Source organism: Bombilactobacillus sp. ESL1097 (assembly GCF_058107205.1).
The window spans coordinates 453,549-471,796 of the sequence record NZ_JBYLUB010000001.1 but is presented as its reverse complement, the minus strand read 5'-3'; the positions used below and the strand labels follow the sequence as shown (position 1 = coordinate 471,796).

17 protein-coding genes are annotated in these 18,248 nt (G+C 38.2%); all 17 read right to left on the bottom strand.

The features are described from left to right. Positions 1–2: 2 nt before the first annotated feature. Positions 3–797: a glutamate racemase gene (murI, locus tag AC3B6D_RS02145; protein WP_489757260.1), complete on the bottom strand. Its 795-nt coding sequence runs from the start codon at positions 795–797 to the stop codon at positions 3–5. Positions 798–937: 140 nt separating this feature from the next. After that, entirely contained in the window at positions 938–2,218 is a 1,281-nt protein-coding gene (dltD, locus tag AC3B6D_RS02140; RefSeq protein WP_489774804.1) for a D-alanyl-lipoteichoic acid biosynthesis protein DltD, read from the bottom strand. After that, the gene (dltC, locus tag AC3B6D_RS02135; RefSeq protein WP_489757258.1) at positions 2,211–2,453 is read right to left on the bottom strand and encodes a D-alanine--poly(phosphoribitol) ligase subunit DltC; all 243 of its coding nucleotides are present in this window, start codon (positions 2,451–2,453) and stop codon (positions 2,211–2,213) included. The genes dltD and dltC overlap by 8 nt, the downstream gene beginning before the upstream one ends. Positions 2,454–2,536: 83 nt before the next feature. Beyond that, positions 2,537–3,757, bottom strand: coding sequence for a D-alanyl-lipoteichoic acid biosynthesis protein DltB (gene dltB, locus AC3B6D_RS02130; RefSeq protein WP_489757257.1), 1,221 nt, complete (start codon positions 3,755–3,757; stop codon positions 2,537–2,539). Further along, positions 3,750–5,261, bottom strand: a complete 1,512-nt coding sequence (gene dltA, locus AC3B6D_RS02125) for a D-alanine--poly(phosphoribitol) ligase subunit DltA (RefSeq protein WP_489774803.1) — start codon at positions 5,259–5,261, stop codon at positions 3,750–3,752. The genes dltB and dltA overlap by 8 nt, the downstream gene beginning before the upstream one ends. Positions 5,262–5,272: 11 nt before the next feature. After that, positions 5,273–5,413, bottom strand: a complete 141-nt coding sequence (locus AC3B6D_RS02120; protein ID WP_489757255.1) for a teichoic acid D-Ala incorporation-associated protein DltX — start codon at positions 5,411–5,413, stop codon at positions 5,273–5,275. 172 nt (positions 5,414–5,585) lie between these two features. Beyond that, positions 5,586–5,894, bottom strand: a complete 309-nt coding sequence (trxA, locus tag AC3B6D_RS02115; RefSeq protein WP_489757254.1) for a thioredoxin — start codon at positions 5,892–5,894, stop codon at positions 5,586–5,588. A gap of 77 nt (positions 5,895–5,971) precedes the next feature. Next, entirely contained in the window at positions 5,972–8,326 is a 2,355-nt protein-coding gene (locus AC3B6D_RS02110) for an endonuclease MutS2 (protein ID WP_489774802.1), read from the bottom strand. Positions 8,327–8,577: 251 nt separating this feature from the next. Further along, on the bottom strand, positions 8,578–9,120 hold the full coding sequence (locus AC3B6D_RS02105; protein WP_489757252.1) for a CvpA family protein: 543 nt from the start codon (positions 9,118–9,120) through the stop codon (positions 8,578–8,580). A gap of 24 nt (positions 9,121–9,144) precedes the next feature. Further along, positions 9,145–9,450 carry a DUF1292 domain-containing protein gene (locus AC3B6D_RS02100; protein WP_489757251.1) on the bottom strand — a complete coding sequence of 102 codons (306 nt, stop codon included), beginning with the start codon at positions 9,448–9,450 and terminating at the stop codon, positions 9,145–9,147. A 12-nt stretch (positions 9,451–9,462) separates the two neighbouring features. Next, on the bottom strand, positions 9,463–9,903 hold the full coding sequence (gene ruvX / locus AC3B6D_RS02095) for a Holliday junction resolvase RuvX (RefSeq protein WP_489757250.1): 441 nt from the start codon (positions 9,901–9,903) through the stop codon (positions 9,463–9,465). Next, positions 9,900–10,163 (bottom strand): IreB family regulatory phosphoprotein, encoded by a 264-nt coding sequence (locus AC3B6D_RS02090; RefSeq protein WP_489757249.1) that lies wholly within the window; start codon positions 10,161–10,163, stop codon positions 9,900–9,902. The genes ruvX and AC3B6D_RS02090 overlap by 4 nt, the downstream gene beginning before the upstream one ends. Before the next feature lie 111 nt (positions 10,164–10,274). Further along, positions 10,275–12,917: an alanine--tRNA ligase gene (gene alaS / locus AC3B6D_RS02085; protein WP_489774801.1), complete on the bottom strand. Its 2,643-nt coding sequence runs from the start codon at positions 12,915–12,917 to the stop codon at positions 10,275–10,277. Between the two features lie 327 nt (positions 12,918–13,244). Then, on the bottom strand, positions 13,245–14,588 hold the full coding sequence (locus tag AC3B6D_RS02080) for a DEAD/DEAH box helicase (RefSeq protein ID WP_489774800.1): 1,344 nt from the start codon (positions 14,586–14,588) through the stop codon (positions 13,245–13,247). Positions 14,589–14,620: 32 nt separating this feature from the next. Then, a complete protein-coding gene (locus AC3B6D_RS02075) occupies positions 14,621–15,562 on the bottom strand; it encodes a DHH family phosphoesterase (RefSeq protein ID WP_489757246.1) in 942 nt (313 codons plus the stop codon). A gap of 9 nt (positions 15,563–15,571) precedes the next feature. After that, positions 15,572–16,717 (bottom strand): DNA polymerase IV, encoded by a 1,146-nt coding sequence (gene dinB / locus AC3B6D_RS02070; protein ID WP_489774799.1) that lies wholly within the window; start codon positions 16,715–16,717, stop codon positions 15,572–15,574. Continuing rightward, positions 16,674–18,161, bottom strand: coding sequence for a glucose-6-phosphate dehydrogenase (gene zwf, locus AC3B6D_RS02065; protein WP_489774798.1), 1,488 nt, complete (start codon positions 18,159–18,161; stop codon positions 16,674–16,676). Before zwf ends, dinB begins: the two co-directional genes overlap by 44 nt. Positions 18,162–18,248 lie beyond the last annotated feature (87 nt).

The window sequence follows — 18,248 nt, the reverse complement described above, 5'->3', positions numbered from 1 at the left end:
GATCAAACCTCCACTTGTTGGGCTGTAATCGGTTGTTGTAACCATTGCGTTGCTAATTTTTTAAATTGTTGCGCAGAGCCAGTAGTATAGTACTGATGTTGAGCTAAATGATCTGGCGCAGCTGTCAAATTCTGTTGCTGTAAAAAATCTTTTAATTCAACGACCGCAGCACTACCCGCATCAATTAGCTGAACTTTAGGCCCCATTGCTGCTTGAATTAAAGGTGTCAGTAACGGAAAATGGGTACACCCTAAGATTAATGTATCTAACGACTGCGGCATTAATGGCGCTAACGTTTGTTGAACTAGCAATTGGGCAGCTGAACTTTTTAAATCACCTTGTTCAACCAACGTCACAAATTCCGGTGTTGGTAAACCGCAGATTTGTATCTGTGGCGCTAACTGCTGAATTTCTTTTTCATAAGCTTGAGAATTAATGGTGCCCTGGGTCGCAATTAATCCCAATTTATTTTGCTTAGTTTGGCGAATTGCTTGACGACTGCCCGCATCAATCACGCCAAAAATGGGAATTGGAAATAATTGTTGCATTACTGGTAGGGCCGCAGCGGTTGCTGTATTACAAGCAATTAAAACTACTTTCACCTTTTTAGTGATTAAAAAAGCAATTAACTGTTTGGTAAATTGCTGGATTTCTTGCGGTGAACGAGGGCCATATGGCAACCGTGCCTGATCACCAATAAAAACAGAACTTTCAGCTGGTAATAATTTTAAAGCAGCCTTGACTGCCGTCAACCCACCCAATCCGGAATCTAAAAAACCAATTGGCCGATTATCCATCGACTCACACCCTTCAAATTTAAATTGTAATTAATACTTGAATTTCTAGTGTACTACAAATGAGCGGCTATATGTAAAAATGCAGTCCAATTAAGCTAGAGTTGATACAATCTCAATCTTACTGAACTACATTTTAAGCATTAGTGATATTTATTAGAGATGGTAGTAGGTTTACGCTGCTGCCAATCTTTGGTATAGAAATAATCTTTTAAATGGTAACTAGTCTGTTGTGGCTGTTTTTCGTGCACAAATTGATTAATACCTTGATCAACCTTAACCCAGCCGCGCCAGCCTAAATGAATCGTATCTTGCATAAAGTAAGGTATATTACCATCAGAATGCAAATCTAAAATATGCTGAAAACCTTGGGAACGTAACTGATAAGTGATTTTATGGTCAAAACGATTTAGCATGGACTCCTGTAAACCAGTATAGTCCATCCATTGCCGATTAATCGGTGGAATCACAAATAGAGGTGTCACGTGGTGTTTTTGAAATTGATTTAATAATAATTGAAAATCAGAAAATTCCGGACCATATTCATAGGTATAGTGTTCTTGACTATTTTTTAATCCCCGCATAGAGTTCTTTAATTTCTGATTATAAAATTTATTTTCAATCCCCAAATTATTATCAGTGGAGTGTTCTTGACCTAAGTCTTTGGCCATCACATCTAATTGATGGTAATTATAATGATCAGGCAAAGCGCGCGCATGTTCAGCAATCATTGCTCGACGATCTTTTATGAAAAAGCGTGTGAATAATTGATCCTGATGCTGCAAGTTTTTGCTAGCTAAACCAGTAATCATCAAGCGTTGCTCGGCATTAATTGGTTGGCCGGCGGCAATATTTTTTAATGCACTTTCCACATTTTCGTCGGCACTACCTGCCGGCATACTTAACAAGCGTCTAGCAGCGTAACGATCCGCTTCAGTCTGTGGTCGGGCATGATTAATAAAATATGTCGCTTGTTGCTTAGAATAATAGTAGTCAAACATATTTTTATCAACGCCTTTTTGCACGAACCATTGCGGCGAAATAATTACAACTACGCGGTGATGATCCAAATGCTTTCCCATGGCTTGTGCTGAAAAGAAATGCGTCAAAGACTGCGTTCCTGGAGCTCCCAATAAAAATGGTTGGTAGCCACGGTGATACTTCTGCGTCAAGACAGATGGATGAAAAGAATCAAACCGTGATAATTCTGAAGACCCCATAATCATCAAATAATTCTCATCCAAAGCTCTATCTTTAATTTGATCACCACGCAAAACATTCGCTGATAATGAAGTGGCGGCCTTTTTAACCGTTGTAGCTCCTGGTGCGGGCACTTTCAACGGACCGTATAAAACTAATAAGGCTAAAAGTGCCGCGGTTAACATTGGAGCAATAATTTTGATTAACTTTTTAAAGTTACTCATTGGCCAGATCTTTTACCTTCGCAATAATTTTATTCGGTGTGTCCCATTCGCTACGCTCTAATTCGGAAACCGGAACGTCAATACCTAATTGCTGCTGTAATTCGAGTAATAATTGCACCGTAGCCATCGAATCCAACAAACCACTATCAAATAATGATTCATCTAAATTTTCCTTCACAGAATCTGTCCCTGTTAAATCTGCCAAAATATCTAAAACTGTTGTTTGAATATCCATAATCATTGATCTCCTTTAATTTTACTTAAATTAGATAAAACTATATCCAATTTGATGAACTATTACCGCATTAACCAGTTTGTTTAATTAAACCATAATTGGTTTAAAAAGCCCGAAAAGATTAAAAAGCTAAAACAAACTGTATTAAAAGTTAAAAAGATGCCCAAATATTTGGTCCAGCGATTAGACGGAATTTGTTTACGATGCCGTTTCTTAAATCTTAACCAAGCATCAGTCCCGATAATTAAACAGGCGTGAAATAACCCATACACAATATAGTACCAGGTCTCGCCGTGCCAAATTCCCATTAAACCAAACAAGAGCAAATAACCTATATTCGCCATTGCGATCCGACTCTTTAAAACTTTATGCTTCATCGCCCAAAAAACAAAACGCATATAAATATAATCACGGAACCAGAAGGACAAACTCATATGCCATCGATTCCAAAATTCTTTAATATTCGGTGCCAAAAACGGTTTATTAAAGTTAATCGGAGTTTGAATTCCCATTAAATAACTGGTCCCAATTGCAAACAAACTGTAACCGGCAAAATCAAAGAACAAATACATACTATAACAATACATAACTAAAATCACATAAACAGATAGTCCTAAAAAATGACTATTGCGTTGCAATAAGGCAATGTGCTCCAAACGCGGCAACATTACCGTTCCAAATAGGTAACCTAAAAGAAACTTATATAAAAATCCTAAAAAGATATTATGCAGCCCTTTACCAATGAGCTCAACATATTGAGCTTGCGTCGGCACATTATCGTAATCTTTAATAAAGCGCCGGTAACGGTCAATTGGTCCCGATGACAACGTTGGGAAAAATAATAGAAAATGTAAGAATTTTCCTAAATGAAATTCCTTAATAGCACCGTCGCGAATTTCCATTAACATTCCGACCGTTTTAAAAGTTAAATAACTAATTCCTAAAAACGCCACAATCGAATCCCGCCCGTGATCAAAGAGGGGCGTAAATTTAACAATTGCTACTTGAATAATGGATAAGAAGACTGCTAAGGCAAAAATTCCAAATTTATTAGGTGAGTCCTTCTTCGTCCGATAATGACTGTAGCTTGCCACGATAATGACTTGGATAATCGTATACCCAATTAAAGCTAAGCCTTGTTTCAGTTTATCATTGTCAAAAATTAAAACCAAAAAGATCAGCGAAATGATTGTTTCGTACCACCGCCAACGCTTACCATGATATAAACCAATCATTAATGGCAGTAAGGCAATGAGTAACAGAATAAAATACTGTGGATTTTGATAGGGTTGCACATTAGGCATGATGATTTACCTCAGCCATCAATTTTTTCCGATCAATTTTGCCATTAGCGGTTTTCGGTAAAGCTTGTCGTACCTCAATGCGCTGGGGCACCATATATGACATGACATTTTGTGCTAACTCTTGCTTTAAGGTGGTAGATGCTTGCTCCAGTTCTTGATTCAAGACTACAAAAGCCACCAATTGGCTCACCTTATGCTGCGCATCATAACGCGGAACAGTGACAGCTTGATCAACTTGTGGCAAAGCCGCTAAATTTTGATCAATATCTTCTAGCTCAATGCGATAACCATGTAACTTCACCTGAAAATCCGTGCGTCCACGATAAAACAATAAACCGTCCGAATCCATAGTTGCCAAATCGCCAGAACGGTAAGCCAAACGTCCAGCCTGTTTTTCAAAAGCTTGAGCCGTTTTATCAGGATTATTCAAATAGCCCTTCGAAACACTGGGACCACTAATAATTAATTCCCCGGCTTGGGCTGATTGTCCTGATTCATCAACCAAGGTAATATTCGTGTCAGCTTTAGCATAACCAATTGGTAAACGCTCATACTGTTCAATGATCTGTGGAGTGATTTCAATCGAAGTTACCGCAACACAAGCTTCAGTTGGTCCATAGGTATTAAAGACTTGGGCTTGTGGAAAACGTTGTAACAGTGTTTGGGCTGTACTGCACGTTAATTCTTCACCACAAAACAAAAAATGCTGTAATTGTGGATAGTGTTGTTGATCAAAATTTTTATCTAATAAGCACAATTCCACAAAAGATGGTGTTGAAACCCATTCCTGTAAGTCTAGTGTCGGTAAAACCTGAAATAATTGCGCAAAGTTATCAGTCGTTGCTTGATCTAAAGCCAATAATTTGCCGCCCAACACTAAAGTCGGATACAAGTCCATTACCGACAAATCAAACGAATACGGCGGCTGTGATAAACAACGAACTTGCTGTGGCAAATTAAAATCAGATAACATCCAATTAACATAACTTAGCAAATTATTATGACTAATTTGAACTCCCTTAGGTACCCCCGTAGTCCCCGAAGTAAAGATAATATAAAAATTATCATCACCTTGGACACTTAAATCAGAATCTAATGGTGGTTGTGAACTAACCAAAGCGGTCTGTAATTGCTGTGGTGTAACAGTTATCACATCCAGAGTAATTGGCAACTCTTGGACACCAATTACCGCTGCTGGGTGAGCAATCTCACTAATTTGTAGTAAGCGCTCATTGGGTGAATGAACATCAACTGGAATATAGGCATGACCGGCTTTGACACAAGCTAACATAACCACTACAGTTTGAAAACTTTGATCTCCATAAATCATGACCGGCTCACCAGTCGGCAAGTCCAAACTTTGCAAATAAGCTGCTAATTGTTGACTATCATGAAATAATTCTTGATAAGAATGCTGACCGGCAGTATCTTGATAGCAAATAGCCGGATTATCTTGCGCAATCTGATCGATTGTTGTCAAAAGATTAGTTATTTTTTCATTCAAAAGGCTTCCTCCTAAAATTCATTGTAGATGAATTTACTATTATTAATACCAGAATAACTATATAAATACACCAAAGCCATAATGATGAGAAAATACAGTAAAGTCAACGATACAAACCGCACTGTTGGATGCTGCCAAAATTTTTTGAACATAAAAACTCCCCAAACTAAAAAATTTAAACAAACACATTATAACGCAATATTCTAAAAAAAAAGAACTTTCCCTCTACTACTTACAAAAAAATATCTTTTTTGCACAGTGTAAACAAAAAGTTCCTCATAAATTATTTATTAATAACTATCAAATAACGCAGCACAGTCCTGTTTAGGAGTGTTTAGCAATTACTTGTTTTAATTGGTCTTCACTTTGATAACCTACCAAAGTTTCCACAACTTGACCATCTTTTTTCAAAATTAAAGTTGGGATTGCCCGAATACCAAATTGTTCTGGTGTCTTGGGATTAGCGTCAACATCCATTTTGGTAAATTTAACATCATCGTATTGCTCAGATAATTTTTCAACTACTGGTGATTGCATCCGACAAGGACCACACCAAGTTGCCCAAAAATCGGTCAACACCAAGCCTTCTTTAGTCTCATTTGCAAAATCCTGATCAGTTAAACTGTCAACCATGAGCTCATCTCCTTTAAATAATTACACAATTTATTATAACAACTATCTATTCAGAAACCAATTAATTGCCTGGCACTTTAGCCAAACTTCACAATGGTTGCACCCTGGCCACCAGAACTAGCTGGGGCATATTCGAAAGATTTAATACGAGAATTTTGTCGTAACATTTTCCAAACGCCTTTGCGAATCACTCCTGTACCAAAGCCATGCACAATTGTGACCTGCCCGTAGCCCGCCATCAAGGCTGAATCTAAATACTGCTCCAAATCATTCATAGCCTCTTCATAACGTTCGCCTCGTAAATCAAGCTTTAAGGGGACGTTAGTATGCGCCCGTTTTTGGGAAAAATGACTCTGTTGCGCAGCAGCTGCATTTTTGACCTTAGTTAACTGTTCTGGTTTTAATTTCATTTTGATAATTCCCAATTGCACTTCAAAATTACCTTTTTTATCCTGACCAACGACCACTCCATCTTGACCATATTCATCAACATGGACATCATCGCCCACTTTGATCTGTTGCTTGCGTTTTTCCCGTTGCAAGACCTTATTTTTTTTGAGCACGGGGTCTTGATGCAAGTTTTTCAAACCAGTTTTGGCCGCAATAATTCGATCTTCTTTGATTAAATTAGGGGCCTTTTTTTGTAAACGGTGCAAATCTTGAATAATTTGGTCTGATTTTTGTTGTGCTTGATCCACCAGCTGATTGGCTTGTTGACGAGCTTGATTTAAAATTTGATCTTGTTGTTGTTCTAAAGCTTGTTGCTCTTGTTTTAATTGTCGTTCTTGCGCTTGCAATTGTTGGGATTGTTGTTGATAATGCTGATATTGTTTTTCAAATTGCTTCCGCTGACGCTCTAGATCTTGAATCATTTCATTCAAATCTTGATCAGCGCCACTCTGTAAATGGCGTGCCCGCTCAACAATCGTGGTTTGCATCCCTAGTCTTTGAGCAATATCAAAAGCATTACTACTTCCTGGAATCCCAATTAACAATCGGTAAGTAGGCTTTAAAGTTTGCAAATCAAATTCCATGGAAGCATTGGTTGTTTGCGGATAGTTATAAGCAAATAATTTTAACTCAGGATAATGGGTGGTGACCATCAATAAACAATGACTTTGACTCATCGCCTCAATTACAGCAATTGCCAAGGCTGCTCCTTGTTGTGGATCTGTGCCCGCACCTAACTCATCTAATAAAACTAAACTAGAATCGCTTAATTGCGGTAACATTGTAATAATGTTATCCATATGTGACGAGAACGTACTCAAATTTTGTTCGATTGATTGTTCGTCACCAATATCAGCAAAAATTTCAGTCATGACTGCTACTTTACTCCCCGTTTGTGCAGGAATAAATAACCCCGATTGCGCCATTAATTGCAATAAGCCGACCGTTTTTAACGTTATCGTCTTACCACCCGTATTTGGACCCGTAATAATTAAATTCTGAAAATCTTGCCCCAAATTAATCGTATTCGCTACGACCTGTTGCGCATCAATTAGCGGATGACGTGCTTGATTTAAAGCAATAACTTGATTAGCAGTGACTATTGGCTGAGTAGCTTGTTGTTGTTGCGCCAATTGTGCTTTAGCTTGAATTAAGTCCAATTGGCCAATTAAATCGCTGTCTTGTTGTAACTCGGTGACGTAAGGTCGCAATAAATCACTTAATTGCTGATAAATGCGTTGAATAATTTGTTTTTCTAAAGCTTGTTGCTCTTGAATCGTATTATTTAAATTAATGACACTCTGAGGTTCTACATAAACTGTTTGACCACTAGCACTTTGGTCATGAATAACCCCACCAAAGTGATTGCGTGCTTCTTGACGCACGGGTAAAACTAAGCGGCCATCGCGAATGGTAATTAAATTTTCTGTGAGATATTTGCGACTATTGCCTTGTAAATAATGATCCATTTGGGCCCGTACTTTTTGTTGCGAATGATTAATTGTCCGACGAATTTGCTTTAATTGCGGATCAGCATCATCTAACAAATTTCCTTGTTCATCAACCGATTGCTGCAAACGTTCATTAATACTAGCTAGTGTAACGAGTTGCTCACCATAGCGGTATAACTGATTTAATAACACCCCATCAACACGTAATTGATCAAAGAAAGTCTTTAATTGATTGCTAACCCGTAATACACTACTAACTCGATATAGTTCATTACCATTGAGCACTGCACCAATTTTAATACGCTTTAATTCAGATTGTAATTCGTGAACCGGTTCTAACGGCAAATCTTGCGCTAAGCGATGTAATTCCACAATATCGGCAGTTTCATCCAGTAATTGCTGCACCAAAGACCGTTTGGTTTGCGGTTTTAATTGTTTCAGTTGTCGTTTTCCAGGCTCTGTTATTAAAAATGGCGTCATTAAGTTTAAAATTTTGTCGTACTCCAACGTTTCTAAAATCCGTTGATTCATCTTGTTCTTCCTTTATTGTTAAATTAATTTCACAACATTACATCAATATTGTTCGTCAGCTGGCGCTGTCTGTATAACTACCAGCATACTTTGAATAAATTTTCAGTAGTGGTTAATTTTCTAACCAAACAAAAAACTGAGTCCAAAGTTCTTAGAATTTGCGATAACCTAGACAAATCTTTTCAGTAAGCACACCTTTTGATTTGTTCCCATTATTTTGCATGTTCTAAATAACTTTATGCTCAGTTTCTTTATAAAACACCAATTAACAAATTAGTAAACAATTGTGTTAGTCCAGTTGAGTAACGGATCATTGTTGAAGCAATTGTCGAACGACTTAAAATATGCTGCAAGCCCGTAATTGGAATTAAGGCTAAAATATATAAGACCATAAAAATTCCCACATAATTGCATACTAAAGCCAAAATTGCACTCAAAGGGCGATTAAAATCGCCGCCGAAAGAAAGATACGTCAAATCGTTAAAATACGCTCCAACTATTCGCGTTAAACACCAACCACCAAAAACCACAAATAAGAATGCAATTCCTAAATAAAAGGAACTATCTAAACTTAATCGTACACGTTGACTAAAAAAAGCAAAATAGCTTTGCGGCGAAGCGGATGGATAAGGAACAATTAAGTCTAATTTAGGACCTAACCAGCGATAAGTGCCCCACGCACAAACGAAACTAATTACATAACCGATTGTATAAACGCTTTGCAGCGCTAATCCTCTTCTAATCCCAGCATAAATTCCGTAAGCCAAAGTTAGAATTATTAATACACTTAACATTCTGACACCTGATCATTATAAAATTTATTGTTGTGAATTATCTTCATCACTAGAAAAGGTATTTAAAACTTCCTGTACCATTTCCCACTCATCGTCATCAGTAATTGGCATCAAGTCACCAGAAGTTACATCCCCATTTTCATCAGGAATAAAGCTAAAAGCTTGAATTTCAATTTCATCGTCATCTTCTTGAGCAGCGCGATACATTAGAACATATGATTTGCCATAATCATCCGAATCAAATGTAAATAAAATTTTATAAACTTCTTGGTTGCCTTGATCGTCACTTAAGACAATTTCTTGGTCAATATTTTCAGGTTTGCCGTCCATTAGTTAACCTCTCTACTGTGGATTAGCCTTTTGATAGGCCAGTTTATCTAAATAATTTTGCAGAATCATCATCGCTGCGACTTCATCAATTACTTGATGACGTTTATGCCGTGATACATCAGCCTCTTCGATCAACATCCGTTGAGCTTGCACTGTCGTTAAGCGTTCATCAATATAATCAACGGGTAAATTAAACTTTGTGGCAATCATTTTACCATATTCTTGGGATTTAGTAACACGTTCACCCTCAGAATTATCCATATTTTTAGGTAAGCCCACGACAAATTGCTCTACTTGATATTGCTGTACTAACTGTGCCAAGCGCTCCAAACCAAACTCTTGTTGGTCTTCATCAATGCGGATAATTTCTACACCTTGAGCAGTCCAGCCTAGTAGGTCACTCACCGCGACACCAACGGTCTTGGAGCCAACATCTAAGCCCATAATTCTCAATGATTGTCACCATTTTCTAAATAATAACGAACTAATTCTTCAATAATTTCATCCCGCTCATGCTTTAGAATCAAATTACGCGCATCATTATAACGGGGAATATAAGCTGGATCACCCGACAACAGATAACCTACAATTTGGTTGATAGGATTATACCCCTTATCTTCCAGTGCCTTATAAACCTTTTGCAAAGTATCGCGAACATCCTGTCTTCGACTCTCGTTGAAGTCAAAGCTCATTGTATTATCTAAAGAACTCACAAGCTACACCTCTTTTTATAATCCTTATCATACTCAAAAACTGATTCAATCACAAATCTATTTTCAAGTAATCATTATATCATAGTCTAAAAAGAGGTCCTTGACCATTGATTAAGCTTGAGCAATTAATTGACGGGCCAAAGTTAAAGCTGCATCTAATCCAGTAGCATCTTTCCCGCCCGCCTGGGCTAATTGAGCGCGACCACCGCCGCCGCCATTGATTTTCGGAGCAATTTGCTTAATTAATTGTCCAGCTGTCAATCCTTGGGCAATCGCCTTAGAACTAGCAGCTATAATTAAATTAGCTTTACTTCCGTTTTTAGTTCCCAATACCAAGACATCTGATTGCGACTTTTGCTTCCAAGTATCTGCCATTTGCCGCAATTCATTCATTCCCGTATCGGGTACGGCTGTAATAATCGCTGTCATGGAACCAAGTTGTTCAACTTGATTTAATAAGTCACCGGCTTCTTGTTGGGCCACCTTGGTTTTTAAATCTCGTAATTTTTGCTTAGTACTCTTTAATTCGGCGGTCAATTGTGTGACTTTTTCAGGCAAAACTTTCATCTGCGGAACTTTTAATTCTTGCTGCATTTGTTGCAAATAATGCAACTGTTCTTGATCGGCCTCGTAAGCTTCTTGGCTTGTAACCGCCGTAATTCGTCTGACACCGGAACCAATAGCTGTTTCAGCAATAATCTTAAACATGCCAATTTCGGCCGTATTTTTGACATGCGTACCGCCACAAAATTCCATGGAAAAGTCAGCAATTTTCACAACTCGGACTTGATCACCATACTTGTCATCAAATAGTGAAATGGCACCTAATTTCTTCGCCGATTGCAAATCTGTTTCAATCGTTTCTACAGGAATTTCTTGCCAAATTTGTTCATTAACGATTTGCTCAATTTGGCGCAACTGCGCGTCAGTCAAACGATCTAAACTAGTAAAATCAAAGCGCAGATAATCTGGCTCGACTAATGAACCCGCTTGATGGGTTTTATCGCCCAAAACATTCCGTAACGCCTGATCCAATAAATGCGTAGCTGTATGATTCCGCCGGACTTTTTTCCGGAAAGTTTGATCAATAGCTAAATGATAGGTTTGGCCTTGCACCAACGGTGCTTTGACATCAACTAAATGTAAATTTTGACCATTTGGTGCATGTTGAACGTCGATAACTTGGGCAACCGTGGTTCCGTTTTGATCTTGAATCACCCCAATATCGGCCACTTGACCACCCATTTCAGCGTAAAAAGGCGTTCGATCAAAAATTAATTGTGCTTGACCAGCTTTGACCTCAGCAACTGTTTGATCAGCCACGATAATCGCTTGTAAAACACCATCATCAATGCTCATTTGGTCATAGCCGACAAATTCACTCTCAATGTTTAAGCCCATTAATAATTGATCTTGATTGCCCATGGACTGTTGCTTACCACGTGCTTGCCGAGCACGTTGCTTTTGTTGCTCCATTTGGGCATCAAATCCAGCACGATCGACACTTAAACCTTGCTCTTGTGCTGACTCAACCGTTAATTCATACGGAAAACCATAGGTATCAAACAATTTAAAAGCCGCACTACCACTAATTTGTTGGCTGCCGTTAGCTTTAACTTGAGCAATCGTTTCATTTAGCAAAGCTAAACCATCATTCAGGGTTTCGGCAAACCGCTTTTCTTCACTAGCAATCACCTTTTGAATGTATTCTAATTGGGCCAATATCTCTGGATAATAACTGTCCATAATTTTTCCAACTACGGGAACTAATTGACTTAAAAATGGACCTTGGATTCCTAGTTTATGACCATTTAAAACCGCACGTCGAATTAAACGCCGCAAAACATAGCCCCGACCTTCATTCGAAGGCAAAGCGCCATCACCAATTGCAAAACTAACCGTCCGCACATGATCGGCAATAATCTTAAAAGCCACATCATCGCTAGCAACAGCACCATAATGTTTATCAGCAGTAAAAGTTTCTGTAGCTCGAATGATTGGTAAGAACAAATCAGTTTCAAAATTTGTTGGTGCATTTTGAATCACGGAAACAATCCGTTCTAAGCCCATACCAGTATCAATATTTTTATGTGGTTGATCCACATATTGACCGTCAGGCAAATGGTTTAACTGGGAGAACACGATGTTCCAAATTTCCAAGTAACGTGCATTTTCGCCCCCAGGATAATTCTCAGGATCGTTTTCCGCAACATCATTATTTTCCTGTCCGCGATCATAAAAGATTTCAGAATCTGGACCGCAAGGACCCACCCCAATATCCCAAAAGTTATCTTCAACTTTATAAATATGATCAGGCCGCACACCTTGTTTAATCCAACAATCATACGCCGCTTGATCCTTAGGATAAACTGTGACAAATAATTTTTCCGGATCAAAATCAAACCACTCGGGACTAGTCAACAACTCCCATGCCCAAGCAACAGCCTGATCTTTAAAATAATCACCGACTGAAAAATTACCTAACATTTCAAAAAAGGTTTGATGCCGAGCAGTATGTCCCACATTTTCAATATCATTAGTACGAATACTTTTTTGTGCCGAAACTAAACGCGGATTTTTCGGAATTACTTCACCATCAAAGTATTTCTTCATCGTTGCTACACCAGAATTAATCCACAATAATGTTGGATCATCTTTGGGTACTAATGATGCACTTGGCTCAATCGTATGACCTTTTTGAGCAAAAAAATCTAAGAACATTTGGCGCACTTGCGCACTAGTCATTTGTTTCATAATTTCACTCCTCAATAAAAAAACAAAATCATTGCTTCACAAGGGCGCTTAAGCGTGGTACCACCTTGATTGCAACGATTTTGTCGTTTGCCACTTCATTTATTATTTTAATTTAAACGTTGGGAGCACTGCATTAAAACCAACAGGTAATTCCACCAACCTTACCCTCTCTCAAGAAAGTTTGAACACAGCATATCCAATTAATTTCAATAATAATTTTAAAATTCTAGAAAGTCAATTCTTTTTCAATAATCTATTCATAAAAAATGCCTCCAAAAATTAAGACTATTGTCCTAATTCTCAGGGAGGCATATCATACTAAACACTTTAGTGCTGTTGTTTCCGCATTTTTTTGCGTTGGTTACGCTGAGCACGTTGTTCTATTTTACGTTTTTGCCGCCGGTCTTGGTCAACCGCTTGTTTAATTTTCTTACGATAACCAGGCTTTTTCTTCTTCTTTTCTTTTTTAACTAAGCCGACTAATGTTGGATCTAACTGATGCTGCGAAGCCGTGCGTTGTTGGCGGCGATCATGCTGATGGGTCGCAACTAATTCACCGTTTTTGATTTCTTTAGCTGCAAATTTGATTCCTAAATTTTCTAAATGTTGTAACTTTTCTTCTTCTTCCGGTGCATATAACGTAATAGCACTCCCGGCCATTTGATTGCGCCCAGTCCGTCCCACGCGGTGAACAAAAAAGTCATCATCGTCCGGAATTTCATAATTAACTACATGAGAAACTCCCGGAATATCAATCCCCCGAGCAGCTAGATCAGACGCTACGACAAATTGATAATCCATATTTTCAATCGCCTTCATGGTGCGCTTACGTTCCCGTGGCGTTAATCCACCATGAATGCGGGCAACATTTAACCCTTTAACTTTCAAAAAATTAAAAACTTCATCAACCGTTTTTTTCGTATTCGCAAAGATTAACGCTAAATACGGTTGACCTAAGGTTAAAACTTGATATAAAACAGTCTTCCGATCCCGTCCACGCGTAAAAATTGCCAAATTCGTAATATTAGGGGCAATAATTGTTGGAACCGCTAGTTTAATCACTTGTGGTTCATATAAATATTTTTTCAAAAATGGCTGTAACTTATCCGGAATTGTTGCTGAAAACACCATCGTTTGTAATTTGTCAGGCAAACTGCTGGCAATATGGTCGACCTCTTGCAAAAAACCTAAATCCAAAGTCATATCAGCTTCATCAATCACAAAATATTTAGTTTGGTAAACCAAGAGCGCCTGATTTTTGATCAAATCCCAAATTCGTCCTGGAGTACCAATAACAATTTGAGGTTGATGTTGTTTCAAGTGTTGTACTTGTTTTAATTTATCGGTTCCTCCGACGTATAAACCAATGTGCAAATCTAAAGTACTCGTTTGAATTAATTGCTGTGCTGCTTCGCGAATTTGATACGCTAATTCCCGACTGGGAGCAGTAATTAATAATTGTACTTGTTTAGTAGCCGTTAACTGATTAATTAACGGTAACAAATATGCGTGCGTTTTGCCACTACCCGTTTGTGCCTGGACAATCACATCATGACCTTTTTGGATCACTGGAATGACTTGCTGTTGAACGTTAGTAGGCTGCTGAAAATTAATTTTAGTCAGCGCTGTCTTCAAAAATTCTGCAAAATGATAATCTGCAAAATTAGCCATAATTTTAACCTCAAATTTCCTTAATCTCTATCTTAATCGTCTAATTTAGCTTGTAGTTGCTGATAAATTTGTTCCACCTCTGCCAAATCTTGCGCATTAGCACCACTAGCTAGTGGATGTCCGCCACCATCATGTTGTGCTGCCAAATCATTAATGGCTACTTGCTTAGAACGCAAATGAATACGGTAAGTGCCATCAGCTTTAGCTACCGCAATGACCCAAGATTGAACATTCTTTAACCGCCCGGGTGTCCCAACGACCACATGGGCATCTGCCTGCTGTAAACCTAATTTCGTTAACAATTCAGCTGGCAAAACCACTTTGGCTGCACCATTAGGAGCAATCACCAAATGTTCAAAGACATAACCTTGTAATTTGGCTTGTTCTAACGTCATTTGCCCCATATTGCGATTTAAAGCGGCGGCATCAAAACGATAACCAATTAATTGCGCAGCTAAAGCTAAAGTATGAGAAGTTGTACTTTGATACATGAAGCGTCCCGTATCACCGACTATTCCTGCATATAAAGCGCGGGCTGCTTGGTCCGTGAAAACCAAATCAGAACCAGCACTATTAATTAAATCACCGATAATTTCTGAACAACTCGAAGCACTCGTATTCACATACTGTAAATCACCATATGAATCCACATTGGGATGGTGATCAATCTTAATCAGTTTTTCACCTTCACTATAACGCTGATCACTAATGCGCGGTTGATTAGCTGTATCAACGACAATCACTAATGCTTGTTGATACTGCAGATCACTAACTTGATCCATCGTACTAATCCAGTCTAAATCACCGACTGACCCCCCCGCTAACAAAACCGTTTTATCCGGATAAGTTGCTTGAATGCTGGATGCTAAACCTAACTGTGACCCTAGAGCATCTGGATCAGGATTTTCATGTCGATGGATAATGATTCGCTCATATTGTTTAATTTGGGTAATAATTTCTCCAAAAGTATTCATAATCTTCTCCTAAAAAAGCTCAATTTCCTCAAAATTTTGTGGCACTAAGTTGGTTACCGTAATTCCTAATAAGCGCAGTGGTTGATTCTCTAACATTAAAGTGGCTAACAATTCTTGACTAGTTTGGTAGATTAATTGTGCATTATTAGTCCAATTAGTCAAAGTTTTGCGCCGTGTATAAGTCACAAATTCCATCGTCCGAACTTTTAAAACAATCGTTTGCCCATGCAGCTGCTTTTGTTGCAAAGTTTGTGCCACCGATTTTGCCTGTTCCTTTAAAACATCATTAATCTCTTGGTCATTAAAAATTGGTCGATCAAAGGAACGTTCATTACCAATCGATTTATGCTGGCGCTGTGCGCTCACTTGGCGATCATCAATTCCGTGAATTCGCTGATACAAGAGAAAACCCGTTTTTCCCAACAATCGCGTTAAAAAAGTCACTGGACATTGCTGCAACTGTTGACCGGTAGTTAAGCCAGCTTGTGCTAGTTTAGCCTGTGTGGCTTTACCAATACCATGTAATTTAGCAATCGGCATCTGCGCCAAAAAATTCAACGCTTGGTTGCTACTAATTACCGTGCGCCCGAATGGTTTAGCATAATCAGATGCCATTTTAGCTAAAAATTTATTATAAGAAATTCCTACCGAACAAGTTAATTGTAATGAATTCTTGATAGTATGCTGAATTAACGCGGCAACCTCAATTGGATCTTCCATCTGCAAATGATTATGCGTTATATCTAAATAAGCTTCATCAAACGCTACAGGCTCCCAAACAGCCGTAATCTTCGCAAAAATCTGGTGAATTTGTTGTGAAACTTGCCGATATAACTTAAAATTCGGATCCGTAAATTGCAATTGCTCAGCAGGGATTAACTCCAATGCCTTAATCGCTGGCATTGCCGAATGTACCCCAAACTTCCGCGCCTGGTAATTAGCAGTAGTAATAACGCCATGACCATTGTGCAAGCGCGGATCGCGAGCAATGACTAGCGCTTTATGGCGATAAGCTGGATGCTCACGTTCTTCCACTGAAGCGTAAAAAGCATCCATATCAACATGCAGAATTTGACGTTGATCATTAATAACAATGGGTAATTCCCAAAAATCAGAGTTCAAGATTATCCGAATTCCAAATCCACTCGTTGCCATCTTTCGCTAATAAATCGTCACTAGCTTGAGGGCCAAAACTATTACTATAGTAATTAGGGAACTCAGGCTGAATTTGATCAAAATATTGGCGAATCCGATCAATAAAGCGCCAAGTGTAATACTGTTCTTGCCAATTGGTAAAATTAGTTTGATTGCCCAACAAAATATCAATTAATAATTTTTCATAGGCTTCCTGTGAGTTAACCATGCTATCTGACAATTCATGAAAATCTAAAGTTTTCAAAGAATTGCGCAAACCCTCTCCTGGTGTCGTCAAGTTCAAACTCAATTTAATTCCCTGCGTTGGTTCTACTACAATTGTCAGTATTGGTCGACAAGGTCTGATTTGTTGCGGTAAAACTTGAGCAAAAATATTATCAGTTTGTTCATTAAAAACAATATCAATCCGCGTAGCTTTCTGACGTAATCTCTTACCAGAGCGAACATAAAATGGTACATTTTGCCAACGTTCATTATCAATCAAAATTTTTCCAGCAATAAAAGTTTCTACGACTGAATTATCGGCTACATCATCCGCTGCTCGATAAGAGCGATGATAACCTTTCTTATCAGTACCATATTGACCGCGCACAAAATAGCGCTCAACTTCTTGAGCTGAATATAACTGTAATTGCGAGAATAATTTGACTTTTTGTTGGTGCACTGCATCAGACGTAAAGACCGACGGCTGATCCATCGCCAATAACCCCAAAATTTGTAAGGCGTGATTTTGAATCATATCACGCAAAGCACCAGCTGTTTCATAATAACCCGCACGTTCACCCACACCCAAGGTCTCAGCCAAGGTAATTTGCACATTATTAATATACTGCTTATTCCAAACAGCTTCTAACATCGGATTCGTAAAGCGAAGAATCGGCAAAGCCTGAACCATTTCTTTTCCCAAATAATGATCAATACGATAGATCTGTTTTTCTTGGAAAGTGGCTGCAATACTATCGTTTAATTCCTGTGCGCTTTTTAAATCACGCCCAAATGGCTTCTCGATGACCAAACGGTTAAAACCCGTCGCTGTTAATAAATGTTCTGAATTAATATGTTGTGCCACCACTCCAAAAAACTTGGGCGCAATCGCCATATAAAAAATTTGATTAGCGCCAGTTTGATATTTTTGATCTAAACTAGATGCCAATTTTTTTAAGGCAACATAGTGTTCGGCATCATTAACATCATGTGATTGATAATAAAAATGTTGTAAAAATTGATCAATCTGGTCTTGATCGGCAGTTTCATCAACAATTGATTGTAAAATCGTTTGCCGAAAATATTCGTGGCTCCAAGCCCTTCGCGCTGTACCAATTACTGCAAAATGCTGTTTTAAATAACCTTTTAAATATAATTTAAAAAGCGCAGGATATAATTTACGGTGTGCTAAATCACCTGAGCCACCAAAAATAATAAAAATAACTTTTTGTTCCTGCATTATTCATACCTCACACATCGTAATTTTTGTTTTTGGATTGTAGTTATATAAAAATTACTCCAACATAATAATTACAACCAATTAAAA